Genomic DNA, 14,252 nt, shown 5'->3' with positions numbered 1-14,252 from the left:
TATCCATCTATTATTCAGATGGATCAAGGCGCGAGGCGAGGCAATGAACTGGACACTGGAGCAACTGCAGACGCTGCGCTGCGTGGCGGAGACGGGCTCGTTCTCGGCGGCGGCGCGGCGTCTGGGTCGCGCGCAATCCGCGGTCAGCACCGCCATCGCCAATCTGGAGCTGGACCTGGGCTGCGAGCTGTTCGATCGCCGCCCCCGTACGCCGGTGCTGACGCCCGCGGGCGAGGCCATGCTGCATGAAGCCAACAGCGTGCTGATGCAATGCCAGCGCCTGGAGGCACGCGCCCGCACCCTCAGCCAGGGGCTGGAAGCCAGCCTGACGCTGGCGATCGATGAGGCGCTGGTAGAAATGCCGCCGGTGATGGCGGTGCTGGAAAAGATGGCGGTGCAATACCCGACGCTGACGCTGAATCTGCTCAATGGCGCGCAGGATGAGGTGGCCCGCTGGGTGGAGCAGCATCAGGCCAATCTCGGCATCCTGTTCTATCAGCCGCTGGGTGTCATGGCGCTGGAGCGCGAGGCGCTGGGACGACTGGAGCAGGTGCTGATCGTGGCACGCGATCACCCGCTGGCGCAGCTCGAGAGCCCGACCCACAGTGATCTGGCCGATCACCGCCAGCTGATGATCGGCCAACGCCAGCAACTGGAACCCGGCCACGAGGGGCCTCGCTCACAGCGCTTCTGGCAGCTCAACAGCTTCTATGCGATGGCTGAGCTGACGACGCGCGGTCTGGGCTGGGCGCAGGTTCCGCGCCATATCGCCCACTACCCGCCCTTCCAGCAGCGCCTGAAGATTCTGGACTTGAGTGCGCTGGGCGCCACCGCCGACATCGATATCGAACTGATCTCGCGCCGCGACAGCCCTCGCGGCCCCGCAGCCAGCTGGCTGCGCCAGTCACTGCGCGACACCTTCCACAACAGCCACGCCGCTATCGCCAACCAGAACCTGCCACCGGCGTGATTCGCGTCAGACCTGCAGCGGGTAGCGCTCGGGCGTGTGTTCAAGCTGGCATTCGAGTCGCCACAGCGCCTGGCCAGACTCGTGATACTTGCGCTCGAAGTGCGTCAGATAATCACCCTGCGGCGCGAAGGCGTGCGCCGTCACCTCGACACCGGTGGCATGCCCGATGGCCTGGGCGAATTCCCGAGCGTAGATCTCCCAGTTGGTGCGCAGCTCAAGCTGACCGCCCAGCGCCATGATGATCGGAAATACCGGATGGCCCTGCCAGCGCATCTTGAGATGGCGCGCCTTGGGATAAGGATTGGGGTACAGCAGGGTGTGATGCGCAGGTGCCCAGCCCGCAGCGAGCGCCAGGCGCCAGAAGTCGACGAGGTCCGCGCGCACCAGCAAGGCGTTGTCCGGCAGCTCGCCATGCTTGCGGCTGAGACGGTCTTCGCTGCGGTCCACGCCGATGACGGCATGGTCCGGATGCGTCAGTGCCAGCTGGCGGGTCGATCGCCCGACGCCGCAGCCGCTGTCCAGCCACAGGGGCTTCGCCTGAGCCGACAACCACTGTTGCGCTTGCAGGAACGCTTCGCGGGTATGCTCCGCCACGGGTTTGCGCAGCGGATGCGCCATCGCACGGCGCACGCGACGCTCGATATCCTCGTGGGGGCCGGTCTGGGGGGAATCGATCTGGCGGGAGTTGGCGTACATCAGCAGTTCCGATAGCAACGGGCAGGAAAATCACGCGCGGAGTCTAGCAGATGCGCCTGCATCGGGCTGCGCCATATGGCGTACAGCCCATCCGGGGCCGGCGGTGCAGGAAGGCCTGGACACAAAAAAAGGCGCCTGCCTCGCGGCACGCGCCTACACCAACTCAAACAGCCACGACAGAATGGCAGCTTGCGATTCGAAAATCAAACAAACGTTTAATCACGATCATCCCGCGCCACGACGAGTACAAAAACAGGCCAGTGGGACTCGCACTGAGCGCAGAGATATCGCACAGTGTTCGCAGCAAGCGCTCGCTGGCGCGCCCGCGTAGAGGCGGGGGTGCATGACGCCTGTATTGAGGGGGTGTTATCATCCGCCCATCATTTGGACGAATATCCGCAGAGGTATCGCCCAGACCAACGACTCACAGTATTTTTACGAGGAAAGCGGCTTGTCACACTTACCGGTGATCGTCGGCATGGGCGGCGTCAATGCCGCCGGCAGAACTTCGGGCCATCAGGCGTTCCGACGCACGGTGCTCGACTCCCTGCCGGAGACAGACCGTCAAGAGACCCTGCTGGGTCTCGCGTCGCTCATGAACCTCGCCCGCTGCGATGATCAGGGCCAGTGGTTCGATGCCGAAGGCCAGCCCGCCGAGGCTCAGGCGCTTGCGGAGCGTCTGGCAGACCAGGTGCTGTCCCACACCCTGATTCGTCGCATTGAAGACGAGCGCTTCAACGCGACCGGCATTCCTGCCAATCGTCAGTCAAAGCTGACGCTGGGCCAGGACTTGACCTTCACGCTGCGCAGCCGCCAGCTGCCGGAACAGCCGCCCGCTGACTGGCAGATCCGCGAGCTGGATAACCGTCATGTCGAAGTCACGGTACCGGCCGGCGAATTCGATGTCCTGCTGCCCGATCATCGTCAGGCGCTGGTGCGCGCCGCGGGTCAGCTGCCCAGCGGCTTCGCGCCGGAGCAGCTCTATCGCAGCGTGCATCACCCGCGCGGCCTGTCGATGACCATCTTCGGTGCCAGCGATTGCCTCGGCGACAGCGGCCTGGACTGGGATGCGCTGCGCGATAGCCTCGATCCGGACGATATTGCCGTCTACGCCGGCAATTCCATCGGCCAGATGGACGCCGAAGGCTGGGGCGGACTGATGAAGTCCTTCGTGGCCGGCGAGCGCGCCACCTCCAAGCAGATGCCGCTGGGCTATGCCCAGATGCCCGCCGACTTCCTCAATGCCTATGTGCTGGGCAATGTCGGCGGCGCCGGTGCCGCGATGGGCGCCTGCGCAAGCTTCCTCTACAACCTGAAGCTGGGCCTGAATGACATCCGCAGCGGCCGTCGCCGTGTGGTGATGGTCGGCACCGCCGATGCGCCGATCACGCCGGAAGTCATCGAGGGCTTCCGCAGCATGGGCGCTCTGGCCGATGACGAGAGCCTCAAGGCCCTCGACGCGCTGGAAGTGCTCACCGACAGCGATTACCAGAAGGCCTGTCGCCCGTTCGCGCGCAACTGTGGCTTCACCATCGCGGAAGCGACCCAGTTCGTGATTCTGATGGCGGATGATCTGGCGCTGGACACCGGCGCTCGCATCATCGGCAGCGTGCCGGACGTGTTCGTCAATGCCGACGGTTGGAAGCGTTCCATCTCGGCGCCCGGCGTCGGCAACTATATCACCCTGAGCAAGGCGGTGGCGCTGGCGCGCGATATCATCGGCGATGAAGGCGTGCGCCAGCGCAGCTTCGTGCACGCCCATGCCACCTCCACGCCGAAGAACCGCACCACCGAATCCCACGTGCTCAATGAAGTGGCTCGCGCCAACGACATCCAGGCCTGGCCCGTGGTGGCGGTAAAATCCTTCGTCGGCCACAGCCAGGGCAGTGCCGCGGGCGATCAGGCGGTATCGGCGCTCGGCAGCATGGCGACCGGCATCCTGCCGGGTATCCCGACGCTGGATGCCATCGCCGATGACGTGCATCACAGCCACCTAGACATCCGCCGCGAGGCGCGCGAGTTCACCGCAGACGTCGCCTTCATCAATGCCAAGGGCTTCGGTGGCAACAACGCCAGTGGCGTGGTGCTGTCGGCAGACGTCACGCTGAAGTTGCTGGCGGCGCGACATGGTGAGGAGGCACTGGCCGCCTGGCGTGAGCGCAGCGGTCTCTGCGAGCAGCGTCGCGCCGACTATCTGGACAAGGCACAGCGCGGCGAATTCACGCCGACCTATCGCTTCGGTGAAGGCGTGCTCGAAGGTCCGGAGCTGGAGATCACGGATCGCGAGATCCGTATCCCCGGCTATGCGAAGCCCGTCTCGCTCAAGGTCGACAACCCCTTCGGTTCGCTGTAAGCCAGGCTCGCTGCAAGACCGGCTGGCTGCCCCTCCCGGGTTGCGCACTCGGTGACGAATCCCCTCCCGCGACTGGCAAGCCGCGCGAGGGGTTCTACACTCGGCGTACCGGGGGAGCCGGCGGCGCGACAGCCACTGCGTCCCGGCCTTCTGCGGCTCCTCATCCTTCGTCGTCCACTGCAGCCGGTCACCAGGCTGACCCGCTGCCGACAGAGCTCGAGTTCGTCATGCCCAAGAACATTGCCGTCTATCCCGGCACCTTCGACCCGATCACCAATGGCCATACCGACCTGATCGAGCGCGGCGCCCGCCTGTTCGACAAGGTAGTGGTCGCGGTGGCTTATAGCCCCAGCAAACGCCCCGCGCTGCCGCTGGAGATGCGCATCGATCTGGCACGCCGGATTCTGGCGCATCTCGACAATGTCGAGGTCATCGGTTTCAGCTGCCTGCTGACAGAGCTGCTTGAGCAGCAGAATGCGCGTATCATTCTGCGCGGCCTGCGTGCGGTCTCCGACTTCGAGTACGAACTGCAGCTGGCCAACATGAACCGGGCCCAGGCACCGCACGTCGATAGCCTGTTCCTGACCCCGGAATTACAGAACTCCTACATTTCATCGACCATCGTGCGCGAGATATCGCGTCATGGCGGTGATGTGTCGCGTCTGGTGCATCCGCTGGTGGCCGAGACCCTCGCCCGGCATTTCTCCGCTACCGACGACGACACCGCCACAAGCTGAGGACAGCATCATGGCCCTGATCATCACTGATGAGTGCATCAACTGCGACGTCTGCGAGCCGGAATGTCCCAATGGGGCCATCTCGCCGGGGGAAGAGATCTATGTCATCGACCCGGACCTGTGCACCGAATGCGTCGGACACTTCGATGAGCCGCAATGTCAGCAGGTCTGCCCTGTCGACTGCATCCCGCTCGACCCGGCCAACAAGGAAAACCAGGAAGAGCTGATGGACAAGTACCACATCATCACGGCCGCACTCGGCAACTGATTGCCGCCTGCTCCGGCAGCCGTCATGGCGATGACATGGCCTGTACTGCGCCACATCCGTCGTGACGGCTGCTGCTTGCTTCTTGCCTGACACCTCCTGCTTTCTCCGCAAGCCCTCTATATAAGCTCTTTCCTCAAGCCCTCTCCATAAGCCCTTTCCTCAGGCTCGGCCCTGACTGACGCTTCAGCGCCAGACTCGCCAACGCGTCGCCTCTTGCCGCGAGACACCAACGGGTAACGTAACCGACTGGCACTAACACCGACTGGCAAAGGCGCCGACGGGCAAAGACGCCGGCTGGCGATACACTTCGTTCGCGATCAAGACCTCCCGCTCTACCCGCCAGTGCCTGCTCCCGCCGTCCTCCCTGCTGGCCCCGCTGCTGGCCCCGCTGCTGACATGGCCAGACAGCATCGTGGCTACCGGCCTGCTCTCGGCCCCTGCCTAAACAGCTACGCAATTAATACCAAACGCTACTCTAAGTTATTTTCTGTTAGGATAATGTAAACAATCTATTCTATCCTGTAGTTACGCAGTCACCGGTCATCCCCTTTCACGCGCACGGATTGCCCATGTCCTCTCGCTCGCTCTCTACCGTTCTCAAGCGCCCCTTCCTGGGGACACGCACACAGCTGCCCAATGCCGGCACGGCGATGCTGCTTGTCATGCTGGCGATCATGGTGGTCTTGATCGTGGTGCCGCGTCCGCAGCTGTTCAGCTCGGTCGGACATTACCTCGTCCCGCATTCACTGCTGGAAATGGGCGCGATACTGGTCGCACTGATGTCTGCCGTCTCCATCTTCCAGGGGCACCGTCGGACGCTGCCGACCAGCTTTCTGGTCATGGGATGCGCCTTCATGCTCTCCGCCTTCTTCGACATGGTGCATATCTTCAGCTACGACGGCATGCCCGACTTCGTCAGCGAAGCCTCCGTCAGCAAGGCCATCCACTTCTGGCTGGCAGGGCGGACCGCCTTCATCATCGCGCTGCTGGCCCCCTGCCTGCTGACAGCCCGCCCCGTGCCGCGTCGCTATCTGCCCCTGGCCTTTGGCTTGACGCTCGCCATCGGGCTGGCGGTGAGCTGGATAGGCCTCTTTCATCTCGACTTCCTGCCAGAGACCTTCATCGTCGGCAGCGGCCTGACCGCCTGGAAGATCGGCTACGAGTGGACCCTGGCGCTGAGCGCTGTGCTGGCCGCGGTACTTCTGCTCGGCGCGCGCCGACTGCCTGAAGGCACCAATGCCGGCTGGCTGGCGGTCGCGGCGCTGGCCACGGGGATTTCCGAGCTGTGCTTCACGCTCTATGCCACTGCCTTCGATGTCTTCAATCTGCTCGGCCATCTGTACAAGGTGGTGGCCTACGCGATGATCTATCACGCCATCTATTCATCGCGCATGGTCTACCCCTATCAGCAGCTGCAGAAGATGAGTGACGCCCTGGGCGAGGCCGAACAACGCTGGCAGTTCGCGCTGGAAGGCTCAGGCGCCGGCGTCTGGGACTGGGACTGGAAGCAGGATACCGATCACGTCTTCTACTCTCCGCAGTGGAAAGCGACGCTCGGCTTCCAGGAACACGAGATCGGCAGCAGCTTCGATGAGTGGAAGTCACGCATTCACCCGGATGACATGCCGCGCACCCTCGACGACCTGAAACAGCACTTTGAAGGCCACAGCGCAGAATATCGCAACGAGCACCGCATGCTGACGCGCAACGGTGAATGGAAGTGGATTCTCGATCAGGGACGCGTGGTGGAACGTGCCGAGGATGGCAGGCCCCTGCGCATGATCGGCACTCACAGCGATATCGACTGGATCAAGGAGCAGCAGCAACGCCTGATCAGCAGCCGTGCCCGTCTGCGCTCCATCTATCACTCCGCCCCGGTGGGCATCATCGTCGCCGACCGGGATGGCACCATCGCGGATGCCAACTCGGCCATGCATGCCCTGCTGGGCAAGAGTGATGCCGAGCTTTTCCAGCAATCGCTGTGGGGGCTGTTCTCACTGGATGAGATCAGTCGCATGAAACGTGCCTGGGGCCAGCTGCAGCGCGAAGGCGGCAGCTTCCAGGACGAATACCACATGCAGACTGATACGGGGCAGATGTTCTGGGCGGAAGTCACCCTCACGCCGCTCGAGGGCGAGGAACGCACCCTGGTATTGATCAACAATATCGAGGACCGCCGCCGCGCCATCGAGTTGCTCGAGGAGAATGCGACCCTGTATCAGGAAGTCTTCAGCACCGGCAACGCCATCAAGCTGCTGATCGACCCGGAGCTTGCCGAGATCATCGATGCCAACCCGGTCGCCGCCGACTTCTATGGCTACAGCATCGGCGAGATGTGCGGCATGCCACTGGGCCGTATCAACGTGCTGGCCAGCCAGTCGCTCTCCAAGCGCATCCGTGCGGTCGTCAACCGTACCGACAACCACTTCGAGGCCAGCCATCAGCTTGCCAACGGTGAATTGCGTGATGTCGAGATCTTTACCGGCCCGGTGGACCTGAACGGCCGCACCCTGCTGTTCTCCATCGTTCACGACATCACCGACCGCAAGCGTGCCCAGCGCGACCTGCAGGCCGCCAACCTCAAGCTGTCGCGACTCTCCGAGAGCCGCAGCCAGATCCATCACCTCGCGGAATGCCTGCTGACCTGCTCCCAGCTCGATGAGATCATCACCCAGCTCAATGTTCGTCTGCCCAGCCTGTTCGCCGGCTGCGAAGGCAACGTGACCCTGCATGACCCGAATGACATCAATCAGACGATGCATATCAACTGGGGGACACCACCCACCGATGCTCGTCACCTCAAGCAGACGCTGACGGTCGGGGATGGCCAGGTGGGGGAATTCGTGCTGCTGATCCCGCCGGAAGAGGACAGCCTGGAGCGCCTTCAGCCCCTGGCGGAAGATGTCAGCCACCTGGTGATGCTGGCACTGGCCGACCTGCAGCTGAAGCGGGGTCTGGCACATGAGGCGCGCAAGGACACGCTGACGCGCCTCTTCAATCGTCGTCACCTCGATGAGGTGCTGCCCCAGAAACTGGCCGAGGCCAGCATCGGCAACCCGCTGTCTCTGGTGGTGCTGGATCTCGACCACTTCAAGCAGGTCAACGATACCTACGGGCACGAGATGGGCGATCAGGTCCTCACGCGTCTGGCCAACCTGATACGTGAGTCGCTGCGCAGCTCCGATGAAGCCTGTCGCTACGGCGGCGAAGAGTTCGTGATTCTGATCCCCGGTGCCAGCGCAGCGGTGTCACGCGCACGCGTCGAGGCCATTCTCGAAGCCTTCCACGAAGAAGTCTTCGAGCATGAGACGCTGGGGCCGCTGACCGGCTTGAGCTTCTCCGCCGGGGTCGCCAATGCGCCACATGACAGCCAGGCCACCGACGCGCTGTTCAACATGGCCGACAATGCGCTCTATGAGGCGAAACGCGCCGGACGCAAACGCGTGCTGTGCTTCAACTCACTGCCGCCCGCAGCCGATAGCCACGCCAGGCAACCCGCGCACTGACCCCATCTCTCACCACCCTTCAGACACGACAACGCCGACCCTCGAGGTCGGCGTTGTCGTGTCCAGCCATGAGCGGCGCGTGCTCACCAGCCGCGATCAGGACATCCTCAATCCCAATCGACCCGCGTGGTCTTGCAGCCCAGGCAGCGAGCGAAGGTCGCCTGCGCCGGGGTCGCGACCAGTACGCGCGCCGTCTCATCGATATTCTGCCCCATGGCCGCGAAGGGAGCCGACACGACAAAGATGGCAGCACCGACGACGGTCGTGGCCAGCAACAGTGGACGCCCGATAAGGGCATCGGCCACCATCATGCCTGCGCTGGGTGTGTCGTCACCCTGCTCGCTGGGCAGCTCGATGGCCTGCACCGGCGTCGCCAGCACCAGCGTCATGCCAGCTGCTGCAAGCCCAGTGCGCAATCGCGTGCTTCGCTGAAAAATCGTGCGTTTCATAGTCAGTTCCCTTGCGTCCGGACGCTCCATGCGTCCCTGTTATGGGTCTTCGCGCCAGTGGATCTCTCGGCTGGCGCATGGCAGGCCTTGCCATCAAGTCACCAGAACTAGATTAGCGCTCCAGCGCCATTACGCCCAGCCCTGCCAGGCCTTATCCTGATCAACGCGACCGCTCCCGGCTGACCTTACCTTCACCCCTCATTCGGACCCAACATGCCCGCCCCTTCCCTGAAGACCGCCACACTGCCTTCCGCCGATCGCCATATGTGGCGCCTGGCCTGGCCCATCATCCTTTCCAACATTTCGGTGCCGTTGCTGGGGCTGGTGGATACCGCCGTGGTCGGGCATCTCGAGGATGCGGTGTATCTGGGCGCGGTCACGCTGGGCGCGGTCCTCTTCAGCTTCCTGTACTGGGGCTTCGGGTTCCTGCGCATGGGCACGACCGGCATGACGGCACAGGCCCATGGCCGTGAAGACCACAATGGCCTGCGCACCTTGCTGGGCCAGGGCATCGGGCTGGCGCTGGCCATCGGGCTGGTGTTGATCATCGCCGGCTCGCCGCTGATCACCCTGGGACTATCGCTGATGGAAGCCAGCGAGGCCACGCTTGCCCTGGCCCATGACTACGCCAGCATCCGGCTGTGGTCGGCACCGGCCGTGCTGATCAACTACGTGATTCTGGGCTGGTTCCTGGGGCTGGGGAATTCGCGTGTCACGCTCGGCATCCTCGTGCTGACCAATGGCGTCAACATCCTGCTCGACCTGGCCTTCGTGCCCGGCCTTGGCATGACCAGCGATGGCGTGGCGCTGGCCAGCGTGATCGCCGACTACTGTGCGCTGGCCACGGGCCTGTGGCTGGTCGCCCGCCAGCTCAGACGCATGCCGGGGCGCAGTGACCGCGCAGCGCTGCTGTCTCTCCCCGCCTGGGGCGCGCTGATCCGCGTCAATCAGCATCTGTTCGTGCGCACCCTGTGCCTGCTGGGCGCGACGGCCTATTTCACCTCGCAGGGTGCCAGCTTCGGGGATGATGTTCTGGCGGCCAATGCGGTGTTGCTGCAGTTCGTGATGATGACGTCCTATGCACTGGATGGCTTCGCCCAGGCGGCGGAATCAGAGGTCGGGCGAGCCGTCGGCCAGAACGACTGGCAACGCTTCGCGCGCAGCGTGGGAGCGGCAACCCGCTTCTCCTTGATCACCGCGACAGCGGCCAGCGGCCTGCTCTGGCTCTGCGGGCCGGCGTTGATCCACCTGCTGACCGACATTCCCGAAGTCCGTGCCCTGGCCACCCTCTATCTGCCCTGGATGGTCGCCATGCCCCTGGTCGCGGTGTGGAGCTACCTGCTGGACGGCATCTTCATCGGTGCCACGGCGACGCGTGAAATGCGCAATACGCTGGTGGTATCCCTGCTGGCCTTCATCGGCCTGTGGCCGCTGCTCGAAGGCTTCGGCAATAATGGACTGTGGCTGGCCTTCCTGCTGTTCACCAGCGTGCGCTCTGCCGTGCTCGGCGGCTACTACCTGCATCATCGCCGCCATCATTGGCGCTGATGCCATGCCAATTGAAGTCTCCAGCAGGTTGATGCAGCGCTGAAAGGCTTGCCGCTGGCATTGGCGCGCCACTCGACCATCGCGCGATATTCTCCTGATAGCGAATGGACTAATGTGAGCGTGCCAACCCGTTTCCCATACTGATAAAAAGCCAACAGGGACTCTCACATGCTGCAATCGCTATCACGGCCAGCCGTCAAGCTGGTTGAGCGCTATCTGCCTGACCCCTATATCTTCGTCTTGTTGCTGACCGTCGTTGCAGCGGCAGCCGCCATGCTCATCGAACAGCGCTCCCCCACCGAGGTGATGCGCTATTGGGGCGATGGCTTCTGGAATCTGCTGACCTTCTCGATGCAGATGCTGCTGGTGTTGATCTCCGGCTTCATGCTCGCCAACACCCCGCCGGTGAAGAAAGGCCTGGCCAGCATCGCCTCGCTGGCCAGAACGCCCGGCAGCGCCATCATGCTGGTCACCTTCGTGTCGCTGATCGCCAGCTGGATCAACTGGGGCTTCGGGCTGGTCATCGGGGCACTGTTCGCCAAGCAGCTGGCCAGGATGATCAAGGTCGATTACCGCCTGCTGATCGCCAGTGCCTACTCCGGTTTCGTGATCTGGCATGCGGGCATCTCGGGCTCGATTCCGCTGACCATCGCCACCGCGGGCCACTTCACCGAGGACAGCATCGGCATCGTGCCCACCTCGGACACCATCTTCGCCTTCTTCAATATCGCCATCGTCGCGGCGCTCTTGATCATCATGCCGCTGGTCAATCGCGCCATGATGCCCTTCGAGAAGGAAAGCGTGTACGTGGACCCGGCCCTGCTCGAGGAGAAGCACACCGAGATCAGCGACCAGCCTCGTCCCGCCGAGCGTCTCGAGAACTCGCCGATTCTCGCCTGGGTCGTCGGGCTGTTCGGCCTCGCCTGGCTGGTGGATCACTTCGTGATTCGTGGCGGCGGACTGAACCTGAACGTGATCAACTTCAGCTTCCTGTTCCTGGCCATCGTGCTGCATGGCACGCCGCGCAAGCTGCTGGACAGCCTGAATGAAGCCATCAAGGGTGGCGCAGGCATCGTCATCCAGTTCCCCTTCTACGCCGGCATCATGGCGATCATGGTGCAGTCGGGACTGGCCGCCACGCTGTCCGAAGGCTTCGTGTCGATTGCCACCGCCGACAGCCTGCCGTTCTGGTCCTTCATCAGTGCCGGTATCGTCAATCTGTTCGTGCCCTCCGGTGGCGGTCAGTGGGCCGTGCAGGCACCGGTCATGATTCCCGCCGCCCAGGCATTGGGTGCCGACCTGCCACGCGTCGCCATGGCCGTCGCCTGGGGCGATGCCTGGACCAACATGCTGCAGCCCTTCTGGGCACTGCCGGTGCTCGCCATCGCCGGACTCAAGGCCAAGGACATCATGGGCTTCTGCCTGGTGCAGCTGCTGGTGACCGGCATCATCATCTCGCTGGGTCTGACGCTGCTCTGATACCTGCCTGACGGCGGCGTCAGCTAGCCTTTTCAGCCAGCGATTCAGATAGCCTGCCTGATAACCCCGCAAGCTCCTTGCCCCCACAGGCGACTGTGGGGGCAAGGTCGTTTATAGATAGCTGATATGCCGCTCACGGGGTGCCAAGACGTCACGAATCCCGCAGACTAGCCATTATCCCTCTCTGCGCGGCATGCCAGAGCCATTGCTTCACCTGAGAGCCCCTGACAGCTCCCACTCACCTGACAGGCCCGTGCCTGAAGGACGCCCCAATGAGCGAGAACCAGCCAGAACAGACCGCCCTCAACGAAGCTCTGCCCGGCCAGCATCAGTTGATCATGACCGAGCTGATGACCCCCGACATGGCCAACTTCAGTGGCAAGGTGCACGGTGGCGCCATCCTCAAGAAGCTGGATGAAGTCGCCTACGCCTGTGCCAGTCGCTACAGCGGCAGCTACGTCGTCACCCTCTCGGTCGACCAGGTGCGCTTCAAGCAGCCGATCCACGTCGGTGAGCTGGTGACCTTCCTGGCCTCAGTCAATCATGTCGGCCGCTCCTCGATGGAGATCGGCATCAAGGTGGTCGCCGAATCCATCCAGGGTCGCCTGATTCGTCATACCAACAGCTGCTATCTGACCATGGTCGCGGTCGATTCCAACGGCCAGCCGGTGCCGGTGCCGCCACTCAACCTGGAAACCCAGGAACAGAAGCTGCGCTTCCACAAGGCCGCCATCCGCAAGAAGCTGCGCAAGCAGGCCGAAGAAGAAGAGAAGCGCCAGGAATCCATCGAGTTCTGAGCGAACCCCGGCAAATGCTGCGAGCGCAATCCTGACAGTCAGCACAAGATACGGAGTGCACCGCCCCGAGCGGATGGCGATACTGATCGTGAACCTTGCACAGCGAGATGAACGATGACATCAGTGTCCGGCGAAAAGACAGCGGTAGGCATGACGGCACCACCTGCCGCTGGCGACGCTCAAGGGTGCGATGAGGCCATCTGGCAGCGTCTGCTGGCGCGCCAGCCGATCGCCGGGGAGGCGCTGCGCTACGGCGTGATCACCACTGGCATCTTCTGTCGCATCGGCTGCCCATCCCCGGCGCCACGCCGGGACAACCTGCGCCTGTTTGCCGACGCCCACGCGGCGCGAGCCGCAGGCATGCGCGCCTGTCGGCGCTGTCATCCTGAGCAGTCCGACAAGCCTGATCGCCCTCAGGCCGACAAGCAGACTCGCCATCCCGTCAGGGCCACGTCTGGAGCACCGACGATGCCGGAATCGAACGCCTCACATTCATGCGCCTCCACTGCCGCCAGCTCGGCACCTGAAGATGCTGCCTCAGCCCCCGCCTCACCCTGGCCGCTGACGGTATGTCGGCAGCTGGAGCAGGCCGTCGCCGCAGGCGAGCCCACCCCGACACTCGCAAGCCTGGCGGCGGAGCACGGGATAAGCGCCTCGCATCTTCAGCGCCGCTTCACGACACTGCTGGGCCTGTCTCCTTCCGAGTACTCGGCGGGTCTGCGTCAGATGCAGTTCCATGCGCTGCTGGAGGAAGGCCATGGCGTGACCGAGGCGATCATCGCCGCCGGCTATCGCTCCAGCAGCCGCGCCTATGCACGCAGGGACGGCATCACGCCCAGCGCCCGCCGCTCCGGCGGCCAGGGAGAAGACCTGCTGGCATTGCATTGGCCGTGTCGCTTCGGGATACCGGAACAGTCCTGCTGGCTGAGCGCAGGCCTCAGCGCGCGTGGCGTGGTGGTCATCCAGCTCAGCGACAGTCGTGAGGCTGGCCAGCAGGCGCTGGAAGCACGTCTGCCCAAAGCCAATTGGCAGCAGATGGAGGCAGACGAGCAGGACGGCAACACTCACGCGGTCAGTCGCCTGCTGCATGCCTCACTGGGGGCACGGTTACTCGCCCTGTGCGAGCAACCGGAGACCAGTCATGCACTGCTGCTCGAACTGCCGCTGGATGTGCGTGGCACCGCCTTTCAATTGAGCGTCTGGCAGCAGCTCAACGCCACCGTGAGCGGCGATACCCTGACCTACCGCCAGCTGGCCGAGACGCTCGAGCGACCGACCGCCAGCCGCGCCGTCGCCAATGCCTGTGGTGCCAATCCGCTGGCTCTGCTGACGCCTTGTCATCGTGTGGTACGCGGCGATGGCGGGCTCGGCGGCTATCGCTGGGGCGTGCCGCTCAAGCAGGCCAGATTGGCGCAGGAGTCCGGCACCCGCCGGGAGTGAGCGCGGCGA

Annotated in this window: 11 protein-coding genes; 9 read left to right on the top strand and 2 right to left on the bottom strand. The window is 63.7% G+C overall.

Annotated features, from left to right (window positions below):
- Nucleotides 1–43: 43 nt before the first annotated feature.
- The gene (locus IZU87_RS02950; protein ID WP_192839139.1) at nucleotides 44–970 is read left to right on the top strand and encodes a LysR family transcriptional regulator; all 927 of its coding nucleotides are present in this window, start codon (nucleotides 44–46) and stop codon (nucleotides 968–970) included.
- A gap of 6 nt (nucleotides 971–976) precedes the next feature.
- Here IZU87_RS02950 and trmB read toward each other — a convergent pair whose 3' ends face one another.
- Complete coding sequence (gene trmB, locus IZU87_RS02945) at nucleotides 977–1,666, bottom strand: tRNA (guanine(46)-N(7))-methyltransferase TrmB (RefSeq protein WP_213113620.1); 690 nt, start codon at nucleotides 1,664–1,666, stop codon at nucleotides 977–979.
- 478 nt (nucleotides 1,667–2,144) lie between these two features.
- Between trmB and IZU87_RS02940 the strand changes: the two genes are divergently transcribed.
- From IZU87_RS02940 to IZU87_RS02925, 4 genes are all read left to right on the top strand, one after another.
- Entirely contained in the window at nucleotides 2,145–4,019 is a 1,875-nt protein-coding gene (locus IZU87_RS02940) for a beta-ketoacyl synthase (protein WP_213113658.1), read from the top strand.
- A 227-nt stretch (nucleotides 4,020–4,246) separates the two neighbouring features.
- Nucleotides 4,247–4,756, top strand: coding sequence for a pantetheine-phosphate adenylyltransferase (gene coaD / locus IZU87_RS02935; protein ID WP_043334599.1), 510 nt, complete (start codon nucleotides 4,247–4,249; stop codon nucleotides 4,754–4,756).
- Between the two features lie 10 nt (nucleotides 4,757–4,766).
- Entirely contained in the window at nucleotides 4,767–5,024 is a 258-nt protein-coding gene (locus IZU87_RS02930) for a YfhL family 4Fe-4S dicluster ferredoxin (protein WP_213113619.1), read from the top strand.
- Nucleotides 5,025–5,593: 569 nt separating this feature from the next.
- Entirely contained in the window at nucleotides 5,594–8,530 is a 2,937-nt protein-coding gene (locus tag IZU87_RS02925) for a sensor domain-containing diguanylate cyclase (RefSeq protein ID WP_213113618.1), read from the top strand.
- Nucleotides 8,531–8,637: 107 nt separating this feature from the next.
- Here IZU87_RS02925 and IZU87_RS02920 read toward each other — a convergent pair whose 3' ends face one another.
- Nucleotides 8,638–8,919 carry a hypothetical protein gene (locus IZU87_RS02920; RefSeq protein ID WP_234368090.1) on the bottom strand — a complete coding sequence of 94 codons (282 nt, stop codon included), beginning with the start codon at nucleotides 8,917–8,919 and terminating at the stop codon, nucleotides 8,638–8,640.
- Between the two features lie 273 nt (nucleotides 8,920–9,192).
- Between IZU87_RS02920 and IZU87_RS02915 the strand changes: the two genes are divergently transcribed.
- The 4 genes from IZU87_RS02915 to IZU87_RS02900 all read left to right on the top strand — a co-directional run bounded on the left by IZU87_RS02915 (nucleotide 9,193) and on the right by IZU87_RS02900 (nucleotide 14,243).
- On the top strand, nucleotides 9,193–10,527 hold the full coding sequence (locus IZU87_RS02915) for an MATE family efflux transporter (protein WP_213113615.1): 1,335 nt from the start codon (nucleotides 9,193–9,195) through the stop codon (nucleotides 10,525–10,527).
- A 168-nt stretch (nucleotides 10,528–10,695) separates the two neighbouring features.
- Complete coding sequence (locus tag IZU87_RS02910; protein ID WP_213113614.1) at nucleotides 10,696–12,006, top strand: short-chain fatty acid transporter; 1,311 nt, start codon at nucleotides 10,696–10,698, stop codon at nucleotides 12,004–12,006.
- A 272-nt stretch (nucleotides 12,007–12,278) separates the two neighbouring features.
- Nucleotides 12,279–12,803: an acyl-CoA thioesterase gene (locus IZU87_RS02905; protein WP_043332919.1), complete on the top strand. Its 525-nt coding sequence runs from the start codon at nucleotides 12,279–12,281 to the stop codon at nucleotides 12,801–12,803.
- Nucleotides 12,804–12,917: 114 nt separating this feature from the next.
- Nucleotides 12,918–14,243 carry a bifunctional transcriptional activator/DNA repair enzyme AdaA gene (locus IZU87_RS02900; RefSeq protein WP_213113613.1) on the top strand — a complete coding sequence of 442 codons (1,326 nt, stop codon included), beginning with the start codon at nucleotides 12,918–12,920 and terminating at the stop codon, nucleotides 14,241–14,243.
- The last annotated feature ends 9 nt before the right edge of the window (nucleotides 14,244–14,252 follow it).

It is taken from the genome of Cobetia sp. MC34 (genome assembly GCF_018340035.1).
GTDB lineage: Bacteria > Pseudomonadota > Gammaproteobacteria > Pseudomonadales > Halomonadaceae > Cobetia > Cobetia amphilecti.
Note: the sequence above shows the minus strand (reverse complement) of the source record. Positions and strands in the feature narration are given on the sequence as shown.